Genomic DNA, 17,111 nt, shown 5'->3' with positions numbered 1-17,111 from the left:
GGCGGTTCGGCCCCGCCTCGGTCCCGTGGGCCCTCGGCTCCCGACGGTTCGGCCTGTGCCGGGGACGGCTCGTTCGCCCGTGCGGCCGGTGCGGCTCCGGTGGTCGGCGCGCCACCGTTCGCCCCGGCCAGGCCCTCGAGGGTCGTCGCTCCCGTGGCCACGCTCGTCTGCGCGGTCGGGTTCGGGGACGAGTTCGGGGACGGGGGCAATGATGAGGACGGGTCCGTAGGCGGGTCCGGGGTCCGGGACGGGGTCGGGTGCGAGCGGTCGCCGCGCGGGTTCGGCAGGAAGAAAGCGACCAGTACGGCGGTGGCCAGGGCCATGCAGCCGCAGGTCAGGAGGGTGAGGTCCATGCCGTGGACATACGCGGCGTTCGCCGACTCAGCCAGCTGTGGGTCGCTGAGCTTGTCGGCGACCATGTGGGCGGCGACGACGGAGTCCCCGGCGGCGTCGGCGGCCTGGTCGGGCAGGCCGTCGGTGTCCAGGCGTTCTCCGTAAGCGTCGGCGAGCAGGCTGCCGAGCAGCGCCACCCCGATCGCGCCGCCGAACTGGCGCAGCGTCATGAGGAGCCCGGAGCCGCTGCCCGCGCGTTCACGGGGAAGGGCGCCCAGGGCCGCGTCCATGGCGGGCACGATGGCGAAGCCGAAACCGAAGCCGACGATGCCCAGCCACAAGGCGGTGTGGCCGTAGCCGTCGTGGACATCGGTGGTGCTGCCGAGGAAGGCGGCGAGGGCGAGCACCGTCATCCCGGCAGTGACGACCGGCCGAGGACCGAACCGCTGGACGAGCGGGGCGCTGCCCCGCGCGGAGAAGATCAGCCCGGCCATCATCGGGAGCAGGCGTACCCCGGTGCCGAGCGCGTCGTGGCCGAGTACGGCCTGCAGGTACTGGGGGAGGATGAACAGCAGGCCGGACAGGACGAGGGTCACCAGCGTGGCGGTGACCGCGTTCCACAGGAACCCGCGGTCACGCAGAAGTCCGAGGTCGAGCATGGGTCGGGTCATCCGCCCCTCGCGCGCGACGAGTCCAGCGATCATGGCGACCGACCCGAACAGCGACAGCAGGACGAGTGGGTCGCTCCAGCCGCGTTCGGGCCCTTCGATGATGCCGAAGACGAGCCCGCCAAGACCGATGGCGGTGAGCCCGGTGCTGAGGGCGTCCACGACTGGCGCGGCGGGGTCGCGGGTCTCGGGGAGCAGCAGGGCGCACGAGATGATCCCGATCGCGGCAAGCGGCACATTGACGAAGAAGACCGAGCCCCACCAGTAGTGGTCGAGCAGCCACCCGCCGATGATCGGGCCGAGCGGCATGCCGAGCGCCGAGGCGGCGGAGATGGCTCCGACGGCTTTGGCGCGCTCATCGGAGCCGAAGAGCGAGGGCACGACGGATATCGCCAGCGGCATGATCAGCGCCGCGCCGAGCCCCATCACCGTACGGGCGGCGATGACCAGTTCCGGGGTGTCGGCGAGGGTGCCGAGCAATGAGCCGACCAGAAAGACGCCCAGGCCGGTGATGAGCATCTTGCGGCGGCCGAACCGGTCGCCGAGTAGTCCGGCCGGGAGCATCGCGGCAGCGAACACCACGATGTACGCGTCGGCTATCCACTGCTGTTCGCCGGTGTCGGCGCCGAGCTGCGAAGCCATGGCCGGCAGCGCCACGTTGAGGATCGTCATGTCGAAGCCGAGGACGAGCATGCAGGCGACCAGGGCGCCCAGAGCCCACCAGCGGCGGGGGTCGGGTCGGTCGGTCACGTAAACCTCCGGGAGTTAGCTTCAAATGAAAGTAACTCCCAAAAGATTGGCTCTGTCAATCTGTGGTGGTGGCATGCTCCTGTTCTGGGGCTCCGAGGGGAGGGAAGGGGGGCGGGGAGGGGGCTTCGGGTGCCATTGGTGGCTGCTTCCTGCAAGCGCCCGGAGTGGCGGAAGCCGCCGAAGCGGCGAGGTCTCCGGTCTGGCGGAGGTCTCCGGGGCGGCGGAAATGACCGGTGCGCGGCAGGGGTGCCGGGAGTGCTTGGCGTCGCGGCCGGTATGGCCGGGGGATGGTCCAGGCGGCCGCCACGGTCAGGTGGCTGGAGCGGACACAGTCGCCAGGGCGGCGCGGACATCGTCACCAGTGCGGCGGGAACTCAGGCGTCATCGCGGCGGCGAGCGCGGGCGTCAGGATGGCGCGATCGCAGCGCCCCGCCGCTCGGTGTCTGTGAGAGGGCGGGGCGGGGCGGTTTGGGACACGGATGGGCTAATGCGGGCCGAGTCTTGTTATCCGTGCTGGTAGGCCACCAGCGAGATGCCGACGTAGTGCACGATGAAGGCCGCCAGGGTCAGGGAGTGGAAGACCTCGTGGAAGCCGAAATAGCGCGGTGACGGGTTGGGGCGCTTGATTCCGTAGATCACGCCGCCCGCGCTGTAGAGGAGGCCGCCGACGATGACGCAGACCATGACGGCGATGCCGCCGGTGCGCATGAAGTCGGGGAGGAAGAACACGGCCGCCCAGCCCATCGCGATGTAGCAGGGCGTGTAGAGCCAGCGTGGGGCGCCGACCCAGAAGACGCGGAAGACGATGCCCGCGAGCGCGGCGGCCCAGATCGCCCAGAGCAGGACCTGCCCTCGGCTGCCGTCGACCAGGAGGAGGGTCAGCGGCGTGTAGGTGCCCGCGATGATCAGGAAGATGTTGGCGTGGTCGAGGCGGCGCAGCACGCCCTCGGCGCGCGGGCCCCAGGTGCCCCGGTGGTAAATGGCGCTCACTCCGAAGAGCAGGCACGCCGTCAGGGTGTAGATCCCGCAGGAGATTCGGCCGCGGGTGCTGTCGGCGAGGGCGGTGAGGACGACCCCGGAGATCAGCACGGCTGGGAACATCCCGGCGTGCAGCCAGCCGCGCAGATGCGGCTTCAGCGGCGGAGGGACCACTTGCTTCCCCCGGTTGTCGGTGTCGACGGCGTCGGGCGCGGCGGCAGTCATAGCGCAATGCTACCTACGACACCGTAAGTTACGGCGTCGTGTCGAGTGGTGATGGTCACGGGAGTGCCCTCTGGACAGAATGCTCATAGGATCGGATGATCAAATGAGCGCGGTCGGCACCGGATGAGCTGAGCATCCGGGTCGCAGCCCCCAAGGGGTAGCTGTCTCCCTACCGGATATGCGAATGAACGTATTCGTATCCGTCAAAATCCCTCAATATGTCGCCGGGACAGTCGGGTTCCGGCGGAACGGAGCGATCGTGGCGCGCAGCGCTGACTCCTCTGGGGCCAACAGCCCCGTGGCTCAGAACACCACTCCCACGAACCACCAGGGGCTTATCGCCTGGGTCAACGAGATCGCCGCCCTCACTGAGCCCGCCGCGATCGTGTGGTGCGACGGCTCAGAGGCGGAGTACGAGCGGCTGGCCCGCGAACTCGTCGAGAAGGGCACGTTCAAGAAGCTCGACCCGATCAAGCGGCCCAACTCCTACTACGCGGCCTCCGACCCCAGTGACGTGGCACGTGTCGAGGACCGTACGTTCATCTGCTCCGAGAAGGAGGAGGACGCGGGCCCGACGAACCACTGGAAGCACCCCGAGGAGATGCGCGAGATCTTCACGGGGGAGCAGGGCGTCTTCCGTGGCTCCATGCGCGGTCGCACCATGTACGTCGTCCCGTTCTGCATGGGACCGGTCGGCTCGCCGCTGTCCGCCATCGGCGTGGAGATCACCGACTCGGCGTATGTCGCCGTCTCGATGCGCACCATGACCCGCATGGGCCAGCGCGTTCTCGACGAGCTGGGCGATGACGGGTTCTTCGTCAAGGCCGTGCACACCCTCGGCGCCCCGCTCGCCGAGGGCGAGAGGGACGTGCCGTGGCCGTGCAACTCCACGAAGTACATCTCGCACTTCCCCGAGGCGCGCGAGATCTGGTCGTACGGCTCCGGCTACGGCGGCAACGCGCTGCTCGGCAAGAAGTGCTACGCGCTGCGCATCGCTTCCGTCATGGCGCGTGACGAGGGCTGGCTCGCCGAGCACATGCTGATCCTCAAGCTCACCCCGCCGCAGGGTGAGTCGAAGTACGTCGCCGCCGCCTTCCCGTCGGCGTGCGGCAAGACCAACCTCGCCATGCTGGAGCCGACGATCTCCGGCTGGACGGTCGAGACCATCGGCGACGACATCGCCTGGATGCGCTTCGGCGAGGACGGCCGCCTCTACGCGATCAACCCGGAGGCGGGTTTCTTCGGCGTCGCCCCCGGCACCGGCGAGGACACCAACGCCAACGCCATGAAGACCCTTTGGGGCAACTCGGTCTTCACCAACGTCGCGCTCGCCGACGACGGTGACGTGTGGTGGGAGGGCATGACCGAGAAGGCGCCCGCGCACCTCACGGACTGGAAGGGCAACGACTGGACGCCCGAGTCCGGGACCCCGGCCGCCCACCCGAACGCCCGCTTCACCGTGCCCGCCGGGCAGTGCCCGATCATCGCGCCCGAGTGGGAGGACCCCAAGGGCGTGCCGATCTCGGCGATCCTCTTCGGTGGCCGCCGGGCCAGCGCCGTCCCGCTGGTGACCGAGTCCTTCAACTGGCAGCACGGTGTCTTCCTCGGCGCGAACGTGGCGTCGGAGAAGACCGCTGCCGCCGAGGGCAAGGTCGGTGAGCTGCGCCGCGACCCGTTCGCCATGCTGCCGTTCTGCGGCTACAACATGGGCGACTACATGGGCCACTGGATCAAGGTCGGCAAGAACGCCGACCAGGCGAAGCTGCCGAAGATCTACTACGTGAACTGGTTCCGCAAGAACGAGGCGGGCAAGTTCGTGTGGCCGGGCTTCGGTGAGAACAGCCGCGTCCTGAAGTGGATCGTCGAGCGTCTGGAGGGCAAGGCCGAGGGCGTCGAGACCCCCATCGGCGTGCTCCCGGCCAAGGGAGCGCTCGACACGAAGGGGCTCGCGCTCGGCGAGGCGGACCTGGACTTCCTGCTCACCGTCGACAAGGACGTGTGGCGTGAGGAAGCCGGTCTGATCCCGGAGCACCTCAACACCTTCGGTGACCACACGCCGACGGAGCTGTGGGACGAGTACCGGGCGCTGGTTGAGCGGTTGGGCTGACCGCCCGGGGAAGCCGGGTTCTGGGCTGGGCCCAGGGCTGGGTTTGAGGCTCGTCGCAGGCGTCGGTGGGCGCCTGCGACGAGCCTTTCGTGTGCCCGCTCTTCTTGAGGTGAGGTTCCCGGCCTGGGGTTGCCCGGTCCTCAAGCGCCGGACGGGCTTCACGTGTCCTCAATCGCCGGACGGGCTTGTAGTGGTCCTCAAGCGCCGGACGGGCTCCTAAGGTCGGAGGGCTGGTCTGGCGCATGAAGGTGAAGCCCTTGGGCTGGAAGAAGACGACCTTCCACTTGCCCTCGCGAGGCTTTGGGTGTCCTCGAACACCGTGCCGACTGGGTTCCAAGGATGCCCTCAATCGCCGGACGGGCTTGTATGGGGGCCTTATACGTCCGTGGGGGCGGTGTGCTCGCTGCCTCTTCGGTTTCCGGGGGTGGTCTCCGGGGTGCTGTAGAACTGCCGGGCCCAGCGTCTGTACTTGGTGATCGGGCCGTCTCCCGCGGTCAGCCGGGGGCGTTCCAGGTAGGTCTTGTTCGACCAGATGGGGAAGTCCTTACTCATATCGTGCCAGGTCAGCCAGTTGAGCGGGCGGGAGGCGAGGGCGGCCAGGGTTTCGGCGATTCTTCCGTGGCCGGGGTTGGTGGGCCGCGTCGTTGTGGTCATGCGTACGACGACGTGGACGGGGTCCACGGGGGTCGGGCACACCAGGACGCGCAGTACGCAGCCGACCTTGGCGATCTCGACCTCGGTCTGGATGACACCGAGCCCGTGGACCGTGACCTTCACCGTCGGCACGAACGAGGCGTTCAAAGCCGACTGGGTATTGGCCCGGTGGAGCCGGAACGTCGTGTCGAAGCGGGGCCCCTCGAATCGCGGCTCGGCGAGGATCTCGCCGACTGTTCCGTGGACCGGGGTGAAGTGCCCGAAGTCGACGATGTTCTCGACGACGTCCTGCGGGTGGTCGACCAGCGTGCGCTGGGAGCAGAACGGCGGGGGGTAGCCCTCCGGGGGCAGCGCCTCGACCTCCCAGGTGGGAGCCTCGCCGAGGGCGTGTCGCCAGACGAGGAGGAGGCCGTTGGTCTCCCGGCACTCAAGGGACGAGAGCCGTGCCTTCGGCGGGGCGGTGCCGTAACCGGTCTTGACGCAGATGCCATTCGGGTCGTACGTGAAGTGGTGGAAGGGGCAGACGATGTTCTCTCCCCGTACCGTCCCGCCGTGGCCGAGGTGTGCCCCCAGGTGCGGGCAGTGGGGCCGGACCGCGCATACCCGTCCGCTCTCCGTGCGGTAGAGCACCACGTCCTCGCCCATCAGCTGGCGCGTGAGGACCGAGCCCGGGCTCAGCTCGCTACTGGTCGCCAGTGCGAACCACCCGTCCGGGTAGGGCAGCAGTGGTTCGGGTGCCTTCGGGGGCGGTGTGGCGGTCGCCTGGCGGTGGCCGGTGCGCAGCAGTCTCCATGCCTGCATCATGTGCCCTTCTTGCGAAATCTGCCGTTGTGGCTCGGTTACTCCACTGTCCCCCACCCTGGGCCTGGCGCGAACCGGAGCGTGAAGAGGGCAAAGGGGTGAGCGGGGGCGCATGGGTGTATGAGGGGCTAGGGAAGGGCTGCGTCACGTGGTGGCCCGTGGACGGGCGTGCGGGCCCGTTCACCTGATTGGCTCACCGCCCGTGTGGTGCGCGGCCGTCTGGCTGCCGGGTTTGGGGCCAGGCGCGGCAGCTGTCCTGTTCCACCTGTGCTGACACTCGGGTGAAGGTGCGCGGACACGACGTCACCCCGAGGTGGCAGCCCCCGTTGTCCTCGTATGCCGACCGAACCACGGGCGGCTCGAAGTGTGAGGACCAGGCATGATGCGAGGTATGACAGGCGCTGCCCTCGTCGCGGCGGCGCTGGCGTGCACCCTGACCCCGGCCGAGGCGCGGGAAGAGACCACCCCGATCAACGGCGAGGCACAACTCTGTCTGCGGCATAAGGCGTTCAACCGGCTGGCTGACGCCGGCATCTCCATGGAAGCGACGGGCAGGGCGCGGCGGACCGGCGAATGGCGCGAGTGCGTGACGCTTCCCTTCACCGAGGGCACCAGGAACAGCGCGAAGCTCGCCGGCGGCATCACCTTCCGCCACCGCAAGACCACGCTGGACCTGACCCGGCTGAAGAACCACCTCAACGAACCCCCGCGCACCCTGGCGCGAGCCGCGATCAACGGGCGCACCGTCGCCGAACGGGCCACGTTCCTGCGCTTCGACCTGCGACGCGAGAACATCGGGTTCACCAAGACCCGCATCCGCGTCATCAACGCTCCCCTGAAGCTGACCAGCCAGGGCGAGAAGCTGTTCCGGCGGGCGTTCCGCGCCGCGCCGCTGCGCGCGGGCGAGGAGATGTTCGTCATGAACAACACCGCCGACCTGACGAAGGACACCTCCACAGACGTCGACAGCTGGGTCACCCCGATCCGCTGAGCGCCGCCCCCGAGCAGCGCGGACTGGCCGCCCGTTCCCGCCGGGAGCGGGCGCGGACCGCCGCGTCAGGCCCGGTGACCGGCGGTTGTCGGCCGCTCCCGCTCGGGCCGCCGTACGGCGCCACCGGCGGCCGGGCTCGCCACGGTCGTACCGTCGCCCATCACACCGACCGCCCCGCGACGCCGCCGACCTGCTGCGCGTTACCGTCCGCTACTGCGCGTAGCCCTCCAGGAATCCGCCGATGCGCGTCACCGCGTCGGCGAGGTCCTTCGCGTTCGGCAGGGTGACCAGCCGGAAGTGGTCAGGGTCGGGCCAGTTGAAGCCCGTGCCGTGCACGATCATGATTTTCTCGGCGCGCAGCAGATCGAGCACCATCCGCCGGTCGTCCTTGATCTTGTAGACCTTGGGGTCGAGGCGGGGGAAGGCGTACAGCGCGCCCTTGGGCTTCACGCAGGTCACGCCGGGGATCTGGGTGAGCATCTCGTACGCCACATCGCGTTGCTCCAGCAGTCGGCCACCCGGCTGTACGAGTTCGTTGACCGACTGGCGGCCCCCGAGGGCGGTGGCCACGGCGTGCTGCACGGGCATGTTCGCGCACAGCCGCATGTTGGCGAGGATGGTCAGGCCCTCGATGTAGCTGGCGGCGTGTGCCTTCGGGCCGCAGACCGCCATCCAGCCGCTGCGGTAGCCCGCGACGCGGTAGTTCTTGGAGAGCCCGTTGAAGGTGAGCGTCAGCAGGTCGGGGGCGATAGCGGCGGTCGGGGTGTGGATGACGCCGTCGTAGACGATCCTGTCGTAGATCTCGTCCGAGCAGACGATCAGGTTGTGGCGGCGGGCGATCTCGGTCAGGCCGCGCAGCATCCCGTCGTCGTAGACCGCGCCCGTGGGATTGTTCGGGTTGATGATCACCAGGGCCTTGGTGCGGTCGGTGATCTTGCGCTCGATGTCGGCGAGGTCAGGCATCCAGTCCGCCTGCTCGTCGCAGCGGTAGTGCACGGCCGTGCCGCCCGCCAGCGAGACGGCAGCCGTCCACAGCGGATAGTCGGGCGCGGGGACCAGCACCTCGTCGCCGTCGTCGAGCAGTGCCTGCATGGACATCTGGATCAGCTCGGAAACACCGTTGCCGAGGTAGACGTCCTCGACGTCGAGCTCCACGCCCTTGGTCTCGTAGTGCTGTACGACCGCGCGCCGGGCCGACAGCAGCCCCTTCGCGTCACCGTAGCCATGCGCGCCGCCGAGGGAGCGCAGCATGTCCTCAAGGATCTCGGGAGGGCACTCGAAGCCGAACAGCGCCGGGTTGCCGGTGTTGAGCTTGAGGATGCGGTGACCTGCTGCCTCCAGCCGCATTGCCTCCTCCAGCACCGGGCCACGGATCTCGTAGCAGACATTTGCGAGCTTGGTTGACTGGATCACCTGCATGTCCGCCACCCTACGGGCGCGTTTCGAGGGTCGCGCGGTGTTTATCACCACGTCGGAGGCGTCCGGAGGGGCGCGGGCAGCGCGCGGCGGGCGCAGGTCAGCCGGTGCGCGGCGGGCGGACCGAGCGGCCGGCGAGCACGTCTGTCCGGCGGCCGTCTTCGATGACGAAGCGACCGTCGATCAGGACATGCGGAATGCCGGTAGGAAGGCGGCGAGGGGCTTCGAAAGTTGCGCCGGGGGCGACCGTCTCGGGATCGAAGAGCACGAGATCGGCCCGGTACCCGGTGCGTACGAGGCCCCGGTCCAGCAGCCTCAGCCGGGCCGCGGGGCGTGAGGTGAGATGCGCCACGCACTCCTCCAGAGAGAGGACACCGAGCTCGCGGGCGTACCGCCCCAGGTACTGGGGGAAGGTGCCGTAGGCGCGCGGATGCGGCTTGTCGCCCTGGAGGATGCCGTCGCTGCCGCCGGTATGCACCCGGTGCCGCATGATCGCCCGTACGTTCTCCTCATGGCCGACGTGCTGGAGGATCGTGGAGCCCAGCCGGTCCTCGATCATCAGCCGCCGGCCGGTGGCGAACGGCTCCTCGCCGCGTTCGGCGGCGGCGCGGGCAACGGTCTTGCCGACCACGCCCGCCAGCGCCGGGTCGGTGACGCCGGAGATCTCGATGGTGTCCCACTCGATCGGCACCCCGTGGCAGCCGTCGGCGCCCTCGACCTCCATGACGTACCGGACGCGCTCGGCCACCGCGTCATCCCGCAGCCGGGCGAGGACCGCCTCAGGACCGCCCTCACCCGCCCAGCTCGGCAGCATCGCGACGAGCGTCGTGCAGCCGGGCGTGTACGGATACGTGTCGAGGGTGATGTCGGCGCCGTCGTCCAGCGCCCGGTCGAGGAGGGCCAGCAGCTCGGGGGCGCGGCCCTTGTTCACCCCGAAGTTCATGGTCGCGTGCGCCAGGTGCAGGGCGCAGCCCGCTTCCCGGGTGAGGGCGATCATCTCCTCGTACGCCTGGAGGGCGCCCGCCCCGTACGAGCGGTGGTGCGGGCAGTAGTAGCCGCCGTGCGCGGCGACGACCCGGCACAGCTCGGTCAGCTCGGCGTCCGAGGCGTACATCCCCGGCGTGTACGTCAGCCCGGAGGAGAGCCCGGCCGCACCCTCCCGCATGCCCTGCGCGACCAGCTCCCGCATCCGCGCCGTCTCCTCCGCCGTCGCGGGCCGGTCGTCCCAGCCCACGGCGAGCATCCGCACCGTGCCCTGGGGGATGAGGTAGGCGGCGTTGACCGCGATCCCCTGGCCGCCGAAGCCGTGGTCGAGCCGGTCCAGATACTCGCCGACGCTCCGCCAGTCGAAGGCGAAGTCGAGGTCCGTCGTGCCGGGCCCGCCGCCGTTCCAGCCCGCGATCTGCGCCCGCACCTCGGCGAGCGTGCGGTCGTCCACGGGCGCGTACGACAGGCCGTCCTGGCCGATGACCTCCAGGGTGACGCCCTGCGCGGCCTTCGCCTCGTGCGCGGGGTCGCGCAGCAGTGCGAGGTCGCTGTGCGCGTGCATGTCGATGAAACCGGGGGCCAGGGCGAGGCCGTGGGCCTCGACGACCCGGCGGCCGCCCGGTCGCGGGCCGCTGTCCGTCTCCCGCCGGAGCTCGGCGATCCGGCCGTCCGATACGGCCACGTCGGCCCGGAAGGAGGCGCCACCGGTGCCGTCGATGACACGGACGTCGCGGATGACCAGGTCCTGTTCCATGGTGGCGCTTCCTTCGCGTAGGGGTGGGCCCGTTCGGGTGTCCTGGCCGCCGGACGGGTGGTCCGGTCGCGCGCCCGGGCCTGCCCGGGTGGTGGGATGCCGGGGCCCGTCGGTTCCGGGATTCGGCCGTCGGTTCGGCCCCTGTGCGGCCAGTGCGCCGTTCGGCTCAGAAGAAGGTGCGGATGTAGTCGGTGACCGTGCCGTCCGCCGTGACCAGGGGAATCAGCTGCCACTTGTCGAAGGACGTACACGGGTGGGAAAGGCCGAGCCCGACCCAGTCGCCGACCTCAAGCCGGGCTCCCTCTTCCGTACGCAGCCAGCCGTGCTGGTCGGACAGGCCGGTGACGGTGATGCCGTCCGCCGGGCGGATCTCGCCGGTACGGGCGTCCCTGACGACCTGGGCCATCGGCAGGTGGAGGTCGTACGCCGCGTCGCGCTTGCCCGCGTTGACGAACGCCTGCCCGGGGGTGGGCCGGGAGACGACCTGTGTCCACAGCCGGAAAGCGGGCTGGAGCGCGCCCTCCTCCGGCACCCGGTTGAAGGGGGTCAGGCGGCGGTAGTGACCGTCGTCGTGGGAGACGTACGCGCCGGAGCGCAGCAGCTTCAGCACCGGCCCCGACAACGCGGGCAGTTCGGCGAACACCTCGGCCACCGTGTCGAACCAGGCGCTGCCGCCCGCGCTGACCACGATCTCGGCCGGGTCAGCCCCGAAACGCCCCGCTCGGTCGAACTCGACGGCCAGCGCGGTCAGCCGACGCAGCCAGGCACGGACGGACGCGTCGTCCGCCTGCGGCACCTCGCCCTCGTATCCGGCGACGCCCACGAGCCGCAGCGTCGCTACGGCGGCCACGGCGTCGGCGACGGCGGCGCAGTCGGCCTCCGTACGCGCGCCCGTGCGCGCGTCGGCGCCCGCCGCCAACTCGACCACGACCTCCATGGGGCGGGCCGCCCCGGCCTCCCGGAGCGCGGCGTCCATCAGCTCGACGCCCCGCACCGAGTCCACGTAACACAGGAGGCGGAAGTCCGGATCGGCGGTCAGCTCGGCGGCCAGCCAGCGCAACGCGGGGGCGTCGACGACCTCGTTGGCCAGGAAGATCCGCTGAACGCCGAAGGCGCGGTACGCCCGCACATGAGCGGGGAGGGCGGCGGTGATGCCCCACGCGCCGTGGGCGAGCTGCTGCTCGAAGAGGCGAGGGGCCATCGAGGTCTTGCCGTGCGGGGCGAACGCCAGGCTGTGCCGGTGGGCGTAGGTCTCCATGAGAGCCACGTTGTGCTCAACGGACTCGGCGGAGAGCGCGAGCACCGGCGTGGTGAAACCGCCGGTGAACAAGGACCGGCGCTCGGCGGCGAGCTCTCCCACGGTGCGGCCGTCGGCGTCCGGGGGCAGCCCCTTGAACCGGTAGTCGACCCGCTCGTCGGCGAGTCGCGCTACGGCGCCTGACGCGATGCCAGGAACGCTGGAGGCGGAGGCGGAGGCGGAGGCGGAGGCGGCGGAGGCGGAGGCAGTGGGGGCGCTGCGGGCGTCAGGGCTGCTGGAGACGCTGGGGGCGGTGTCGCCTGACGTGCCGTTCGCGCTCCCGTCCCTGCTCCCGTCCGCGCTCCGGTCCGTGGTGCCGCTCGCAGGGCTGTTGTCGGTGGCCATGGCGCCCCCCAAAGAGGTCCTGTTGCATAAGCTGCAACACTCATTGCGTATATCGCTTACAGCTGTCTAACATCCCGGCAAGCACCGGGTCAACGGTGTGACCACCCCCAGGATCAGCCGCGCGACAGGAGCGAGAGCGATCGTGACCGCAGCCCCGAGCAGCCCGCACGCCGACGTCGTGTGCCTCGGTGAATCCATGGTCACGTTCCTGCCCGAACGGCCCGGCCGACTCGCCGACGTTCCCTCCTTCACCCGCGGAATCGGTGGCGCCGAATCAAACGTCGCCTGCTGCCTCGCCCGCTTCGGGCACTCGGCGCGCTGGGTCAGCCGGGTCGGCGCCGACGGCTTCGGCGACCACCTGGTGGACGCCATCGCCGCCACCGGCGTGGACACCTCAGCCGTCCAGCGCGACCCGCACCGGCCCACCGGGATCTACTTCCGTACCGCCGGAGAGCGCGCCGTCCACGCGGCCGCACCCGCCGACGGTGCCGAGGTCGTCTACTACCGGGCGGGCTCCGCGGCCGCCGCGATGGCGCCGGGCCTGATGGACCTCGCGACGCTGTGGAGCGGCCAGGTCCTGCACCTGTCCGGCATCACCGCCGCCCTCTCCGCCGACTGCCTGGCCCTGCTGCGCCGGCTCACCGCCCCGGCCCCGGGCCGCCCGCTGATCTCCTTCGACGTCAACTACCGGGTCGGGCTGTGGAAGGGGCGGGCCCGTGGCCTCCGCGCCGACGCTCGTTCCAGCACCGGTGGCCGGTCGGGCGGCGGGCACGCGAGTCCCGCCGTGCTCGCCGAACTCGCGCGCGGCTGCGACCTCGTCTTCGTCGGCGAGGACGAGGCGGAGGCCGCCTGGGGGCTGCGCGGCGCCTCCGCGATCAGGGCCGCGCTGCCCGAGCCGCCGGTGCTGGTCGTCAAGCATGGTGCGGATGGGGCGACGGTGTACGTACGAGACGGGAATGAGGGCTGCCCTGCGCCAGCCACTTCCCCTGCCCCCGCTGCTCCGCCTTGTGGGTCTGCTGAGGGTGCCGGGGCTCGGGCGACGAGCGGGGCTGATGAGGTGACATACGCGCCCGCGCTACACGTCGATGTCGTCGCCTCCGTAGGCGCGGGAGACGCGTTCGCCGCCGGTTTTCTCTCCGCCACCTTGCGCGGCCTGCCCGCCTTCGCCCGCCTGCGGCACGGCCATCTGATGGCCGCCGCCGCACTCACGGTTCCCGGCGACCTCGGTAGGCCACCCAGCCGGCAGCAGGCCGACCGGCTGGCCGCCCTCGGCCCCGAAGCCTGGGCCGCGCTGCGCCTCGGCCCCGGCTGGGCGGCCCCCGGCGCGGACCCGGGCCCCGGAGGCGACCACGGCGCGGCACAAGGGGCGGAACAAGGGGCGGACCATGGCGGGGCGGGGACGGTGCCGTCGCCACGAGCGCGCGGTGCGGGGCGGGACGAGGCGCGCCCGGCGGTACCTACCGTAGAGGCAACCAACGCGGAGGTACGTAACCGATGAGCCAAACCGTCGACCGAGCGCTGAGCATCCTTCCCCTGCTCGCGGAGGGCCCAGCCAATCTCGAACAGGTCGCGACCCGGCTTGGCGTACACAAGTCGACCGCACTGCGGCTGCTCCGCACCCTGCACGAACACGGCATGGTCTACCGCCAGCAGGACCAGCGGTACCGGCTCGGGGCGCGGCTGTTCGCCCTCGCGCAGGAAGCCGTCGAGAACCTGGACGTGCGCGAGATCGCCCACCCCCACCTCGTCGCGCTCAACGAGAAGTGCGGGCACACCGTGCACCTCGCGGTCTACGAGGAGAACGAGGTGCTCTACATCGACAAGGTGGAGAGCCGCTACCCGGTCCGTATGTACTCCCGGATCGGCAAGCCGGTGGCCATCACCGTCGCCGCCGTGGCGAAGCTGCTCCTGGCCGACCTGCCCGAGCAGGAGCGGCGCGCCGTCGCCGACCGGCTCGAATACCCCATGTACACGTCCCGCTCGACCTCGGGCCCGGCCGCCTTCCTCGCGGAGCTGGCCAAGGTGCGCGAGCAGGGCTGGGCCTCCGACCTCGGCGGCCACGAGGAGTCCATCAACTGCGTCGGCGCCCCCATTCGCGGGGCTGACGGACGCGTCGTCGCCGCGTGCTCGGTCTCCGCCCCGAATGTCGTCGTCACCGCCGACGAACTGCTCACCCTGCTCCCGCTGGTGCGCCGCACCGCCGAAACCATCAGCCGTGAGTACTCGGGGAAGAACCACTGAACCACCCATCCGGCAAGCCCCGTCAGGCACCACACGTAAGGAAGTCCCGGCATGAGCGACAAGCTGCAGAAGACGGCGATCACCCCGGCCACGCACACCGCGCCGCCCGCGAAGTTCTCGCACGGCGTGCGGAAGGGCAACATCCTCCAGGTCGCCGGCCAGGTCGGCTTCCTTCCGGCGACCGAGGGGCAGGCCCCGACTCCGGCCGGTCCGACGCTGCGTGAGCAGACCCTCCAGACGCTCGCCAACGTGCGGGCCATCCTCGAAGAGGGCGGCGCCAGTTGGGAGGACGTGATGATGCTCCGCGTCTACCTCACCGACGTCGACCACTTCGCCGAGATGAACGAGATCTACAACGACTACTTCGCCGACCTGAAGGAGGCGCCCGCGGCCCGCACGACCGTGTACGTCGGCCTGCCCGCCGGGCTCCTCATCGAGATCGACGCGCTCGCCGTCCTCGGCTGACCCAGCCCCTCCAGCAGCAGACTCCGGCCCACGGCCCACGGCCCACGGCCCTGGGCCGGAGTTGGCTCGGCCCCCGGCCCCGGCCCCGGCCCCGGCTCGGGCGGCCGGGTGTCCCCACTCCCGTGGTGGGCGGGGCGCGGCACGCATCCCCCGTGCGTGGACCGCCCAGCCCTGCCCGCCACGGGCCGTACACCCAACCTCTCGTCTCACATCTCCAGGCACGTGACTCACCACACCCCTACGCGTCTCCCCACCCCCCTCCGCCCGGCACGCGGCGCGCAGCCGCCGTGCCGCGCTCCTCCATGCCCCGATCCGCCGTAGACCCACGGAGATCCCATGCTGCTCACAGCCGCCCCCGCCGCGGAGACGCCACCCCACACCGGTGGTCTCCTGCTGCTGATCGACGGCACCGCCGGTCTGCTGACCGTCGCCGCCCTCGGCATCGCGCTCCTGCTCTTCCTGATCATCAAGGTGCGGCTGCAGCCGTTCGTCGCGTTGCTCGCCGTGTCCATCGCGGTGGGCCTGGCCGCCGGGCTGTCCGTGACCGAACTCTTCGGCACCGTGCAGAGATCCGAAGCCGTCTCGCTGATCGAATCCGGCATGGGCGGCATCCTCGGCCACATAGCGATCATCATCGGCCTCGGCACCATGCTCGGCGCGATACTCGAAGTGTCCGGCGGCGCAGAGGCGTTGAGCTCCCGGCTGCTCGGCCTCTTCGGCGAACGCCGGGCGCCGCTCGCCATGGGCCTGACCGGCCTGATCTTCGGCATCCCGGTCTTCTTCGACGTCGGCATCTTCGTCCTCGCGCCGATCGTCTACGCGGCCGCCAAGCGCAGCGGCAAGTCGATCCTGCTGTTCTGCATGCCGCTGCTCGCCGGGCTGTCCATGACGCACGCCTTCCTGCCGCCGCACCCGGGTCCGGTGGCCGCGGCCGGGCTGCTCCACGTGGATCTCGGGTGGGTCATCCTGATGGGCGTCGTCTGCGGAATGCCCGCGGTGCTCGCCGCGTGGGCGTACGCCGCCTGGATCGGTCAGCGCGTCTTCGTCGCCGTGCCGCAGGACATGGTGGAGGCGGCCGAGGAGGCCAGGGCGGCGGTGAAGGCCGAACAACTCGCGACGCGCGGCACCAAGGACGTACCGCCGACCGGAACAGCGACCGGGACGGGGACCGGAACAGCGACGGGAGCGGCGACCGGGACGGCGACCGGCCCTGCGGCCGGGACCGTGGCCGGAAGGGCCGGTGGCCCGGCAGCGGGCGGAGGGGTTGGCGGCTCGGCGGCGGGGGAGCAGCCGGTGGCGGTGGGTACCGTCCTCGCCATCATCGGTACGCCGCTGCTGCTCATCCTCTGTGCGACGTTCTCCTCCATCGCCCTGGACCCGAGCACCCTCCGCTCGGTCATCGAGTTCTTCGGCCACCCCTTTGTCGCGCTGACCATCGCGCTGCTGCTCGCCTACTACCTGCTGGGGCTGCGCCGGGGCTGGTCTCGTAAGTCCCTGGAGACCGTGTCCACCGCCTCGCTCAAGCCGGTCGGCAACATCCTGCTCGTGGTCGGCGCGGGCGGGGTGTTCGGTGCTGTGCTCAAGGGCAGCGGCGTCGCGCAGGCCCTGGCCGACGCGTTCGGCAACGCCGGGCTGCCGGTCATCGTGCTGGCCTGGCTGATCTCACTGGTGCTGCGGGTCGCGCAGGGGTCGGCGACGGTCGCGATCGTCACGACGGCGGGCATCGTCTCCCCGCTGCTCGCTGACGGCGACTACACCCAGGCGCACCTGGCGCTGGTGATCGTGGCGATCTCGGCGGGTTCGATCTTCGCCTCGCATGTGAACGACGGGGGATTCTGGATGGTCTCCAAGTACTTCGGCATCTCCGAGCGCGACACCCTCAAGTCGTGGACGGTGCTTGAGTCGGTGCTGTCGGTCGCGGGCTTCGCGGTCGCCGCGCTGCTGAGCCTGGTGATCTGACCCCTCTGTTCCTCTCTGTTCCCCTCTCGCATCCTCTGATTTCCCTTGATTCCTCTGATTCCGTCCTGCGGGCTCACGCGCGTGGGCGCCCCGTACGTCACGTACACCACGTATGCCGCATGCATCGCGTGCGTCGCGTA

The 17,111-nt window shown here is 70.5% G+C and carries 11 protein-coding genes and 1 pseudogene; 6 read left to right on the top strand and 6 right to left on the bottom strand.

Going from position 1 to position 17,111, the window contains the following annotated elements; translation table 11 throughout:
* Positions 1-221 precede the first annotated feature (221 nt).
* A pseudogene (locus tag AC5P1B_RS18095) lies at positions 222-1,751 on the bottom strand (MFS transporter); the annotation flags it as partial.
* Between the two features lie 504 nt (positions 1,752-2,255).
* Complete coding sequence (gene trhA / locus AC5P1B_RS18090) at positions 2,256-2,954, bottom strand: PAQR family membrane homeostasis protein TrhA (RefSeq protein ID WP_493888297.1); 699 nt, start codon at positions 2,952-2,954, stop codon at positions 2,256-2,258.
* A 298-nt stretch (positions 2,955-3,252) separates the two neighbouring features.
* On the opposite strand from trhA, the gene AC5P1B_RS18085 reads away from it, so the two are divergent.
* Positions 3,253-5,061, top strand: coding sequence for a phosphoenolpyruvate carboxykinase (GTP) (locus AC5P1B_RS18085; RefSeq protein ID WP_493888428.1), 1,809 nt, complete (start codon positions 3,253-3,255; stop codon positions 5,059-5,061).
* A gap of 375 nt (positions 5,062-5,436) precedes the next feature.
* On the opposite strand, the gene AC5P1B_RS18080 is transcribed toward AC5P1B_RS18085, so the two are convergent.
* Positions 5,437-6,519: a Rieske 2Fe-2S domain-containing protein gene (locus AC5P1B_RS18080; RefSeq protein WP_493888296.1), complete on the bottom strand. Its 1,083-nt coding sequence runs from the start codon at positions 6,517-6,519 to the stop codon at positions 5,437-5,439.
* 388 nt (positions 6,520-6,907) lie between these two features.
* On the opposite strand from AC5P1B_RS18080, the gene AC5P1B_RS18075 reads away from it, so the two are divergent.
* Positions 6,908-7,507, top strand: a complete 600-nt coding sequence (locus AC5P1B_RS18075; RefSeq protein ID WP_493888295.1) for a hypothetical protein — start codon at positions 6,908-6,910, stop codon at positions 7,505-7,507.
* A gap of 210 nt (positions 7,508-7,717) precedes the next feature.
* On the opposite strand, the gene AC5P1B_RS18070 is transcribed toward AC5P1B_RS18075, so the two are convergent.
* From AC5P1B_RS18070 to AC5P1B_RS18060, 3 genes are all read right to left on the bottom strand, one after another.
* Positions 7,718-8,926, bottom strand: coding sequence for a pyridoxal phosphate-dependent aminotransferase (locus AC5P1B_RS18070; protein WP_493888294.1), 1,209 nt, complete (start codon positions 8,924-8,926; stop codon positions 7,718-7,720).
* A 97-nt stretch (positions 8,927-9,023) separates the two neighbouring features.
* Positions 9,024-10,664 (bottom strand): N-acyl-D-amino-acid deacylase family protein, encoded by a 1,641-nt coding sequence (locus AC5P1B_RS18065; RefSeq protein ID WP_493888293.1) that lies wholly within the window; start codon positions 10,662-10,664, stop codon positions 9,024-9,026.
* A 166-nt stretch (positions 10,665-10,830) separates the two neighbouring features.
* Entirely contained in the window at positions 10,831-12,306 is a 1,476-nt protein-coding gene (locus AC5P1B_RS18060) for an alanine racemase (protein ID WP_493888292.1), read from the bottom strand.
* Between the two features lie 142 nt (positions 12,307-12,448).
* Here AC5P1B_RS18060 and AC5P1B_RS18055 point away from each other — a divergent pair, with 142 nt between their 5' ends.
* The 4 genes from AC5P1B_RS18055 to AC5P1B_RS18040 all read left to right on the top strand — a co-directional run bounded on the left by AC5P1B_RS18055 (position 12,449) and on the right by AC5P1B_RS18040 (position 16,971).
* Positions 12,449-13,804, top strand: coding sequence for a sugar kinase (locus tag AC5P1B_RS18055; protein WP_493888291.1), 1,356 nt, complete (start codon positions 12,449-12,451; stop codon positions 13,802-13,804).
* The gene (locus AC5P1B_RS18050; protein ID WP_493888290.1) at positions 13,801-14,547 is read left to right on the top strand and encodes an IclR family transcriptional regulator; all 747 of its coding nucleotides are present in this window, start codon (positions 13,801-13,803) and stop codon (positions 14,545-14,547) included. Before AC5P1B_RS18055 ends, AC5P1B_RS18050 begins: the two co-directional genes overlap by 4 nt.
* A gap of 51 nt (positions 14,548-14,598) precedes the next feature.
* Entirely contained in the window at positions 14,599-15,012 is a 414-nt protein-coding gene (locus tag AC5P1B_RS18045) for a RidA family protein (protein WP_493888289.1), read from the top strand.
* A gap of 336 nt (positions 15,013-15,348) precedes the next feature.
* Entirely contained in the window at positions 15,349-16,971 is a 1,623-nt protein-coding gene (locus AC5P1B_RS18040) for a GntP family permease (protein ID WP_493888288.1), read from the top strand.
* Positions 16,972-17,111: the final 140 nt, after the last annotated feature.

The sequence above is a fragment of the Streptomyces sp. A01 genome, assembly GCF_059026195.1.
This window is presented reverse-complemented; position numbering and strand designations above follow the sequence as displayed.

Excerpts from the sequence above, each read along its gene's own strand:
- AC5P1B_RS18040 (WP_493888288.1), top strand. The coding sequence starts at position 15,349 with ATGCTGCTCACAGCCGCCCCCGCCGCGGAGACGCCACCCCACACCGGT.
- AC5P1B_RS18050 (WP_493888290.1), top strand. The coding sequence starts at position 13,801 with ATGAGCCAAACCGTCGACCGAGCGCTGAGCATCCTTCCCCTGCTCGCG.
- AC5P1B_RS18080 (WP_493888296.1), bottom strand. The coding sequence starts at position 6,519 with ATGATGCAGGCATGGAGACTGCTGCGCACCGGCCACCGCCAGGCGACC.
- AC5P1B_RS18060 (WP_493888292.1), bottom strand. The coding sequence starts at position 12,306 with ATGGCCACCGACAACAGCCCTGCGAGCGGCACCACGGACCGGAGCGCG.
- AC5P1B_RS18075 (WP_493888295.1), top strand. The coding sequence starts at position 6,908 with ATGACAGGCGCTGCCCTCGTCGCGGCGGCGCTGGCGTGCACCCTGACC.
- AC5P1B_RS18070 (WP_493888294.1), bottom strand. The coding sequence starts at position 8,926 with ATGCAGGTGATCCAGTCAACCAAGCTCGCAAATGTCTGCTACGAGATC.
- AC5P1B_RS18045 (WP_493888289.1), top strand. The coding sequence starts at position 14,599 with ATGAGCGACAAGCTGCAGAAGACGGCGATCACCCCGGCCACGCACACC.
- AC5P1B_RS18065 (WP_493888293.1), bottom strand. The coding sequence starts at position 10,664 with ATGGAACAGGACCTGGTCATCCGCGACGTCCGTGTCATCGACGGCACC.
- trhA (WP_493888297.1), bottom strand. The coding sequence starts at position 2,954 with ATGACTGCCGCCGCGCCCGACGCCGTCGACACCGACAACCGGGGGAAG.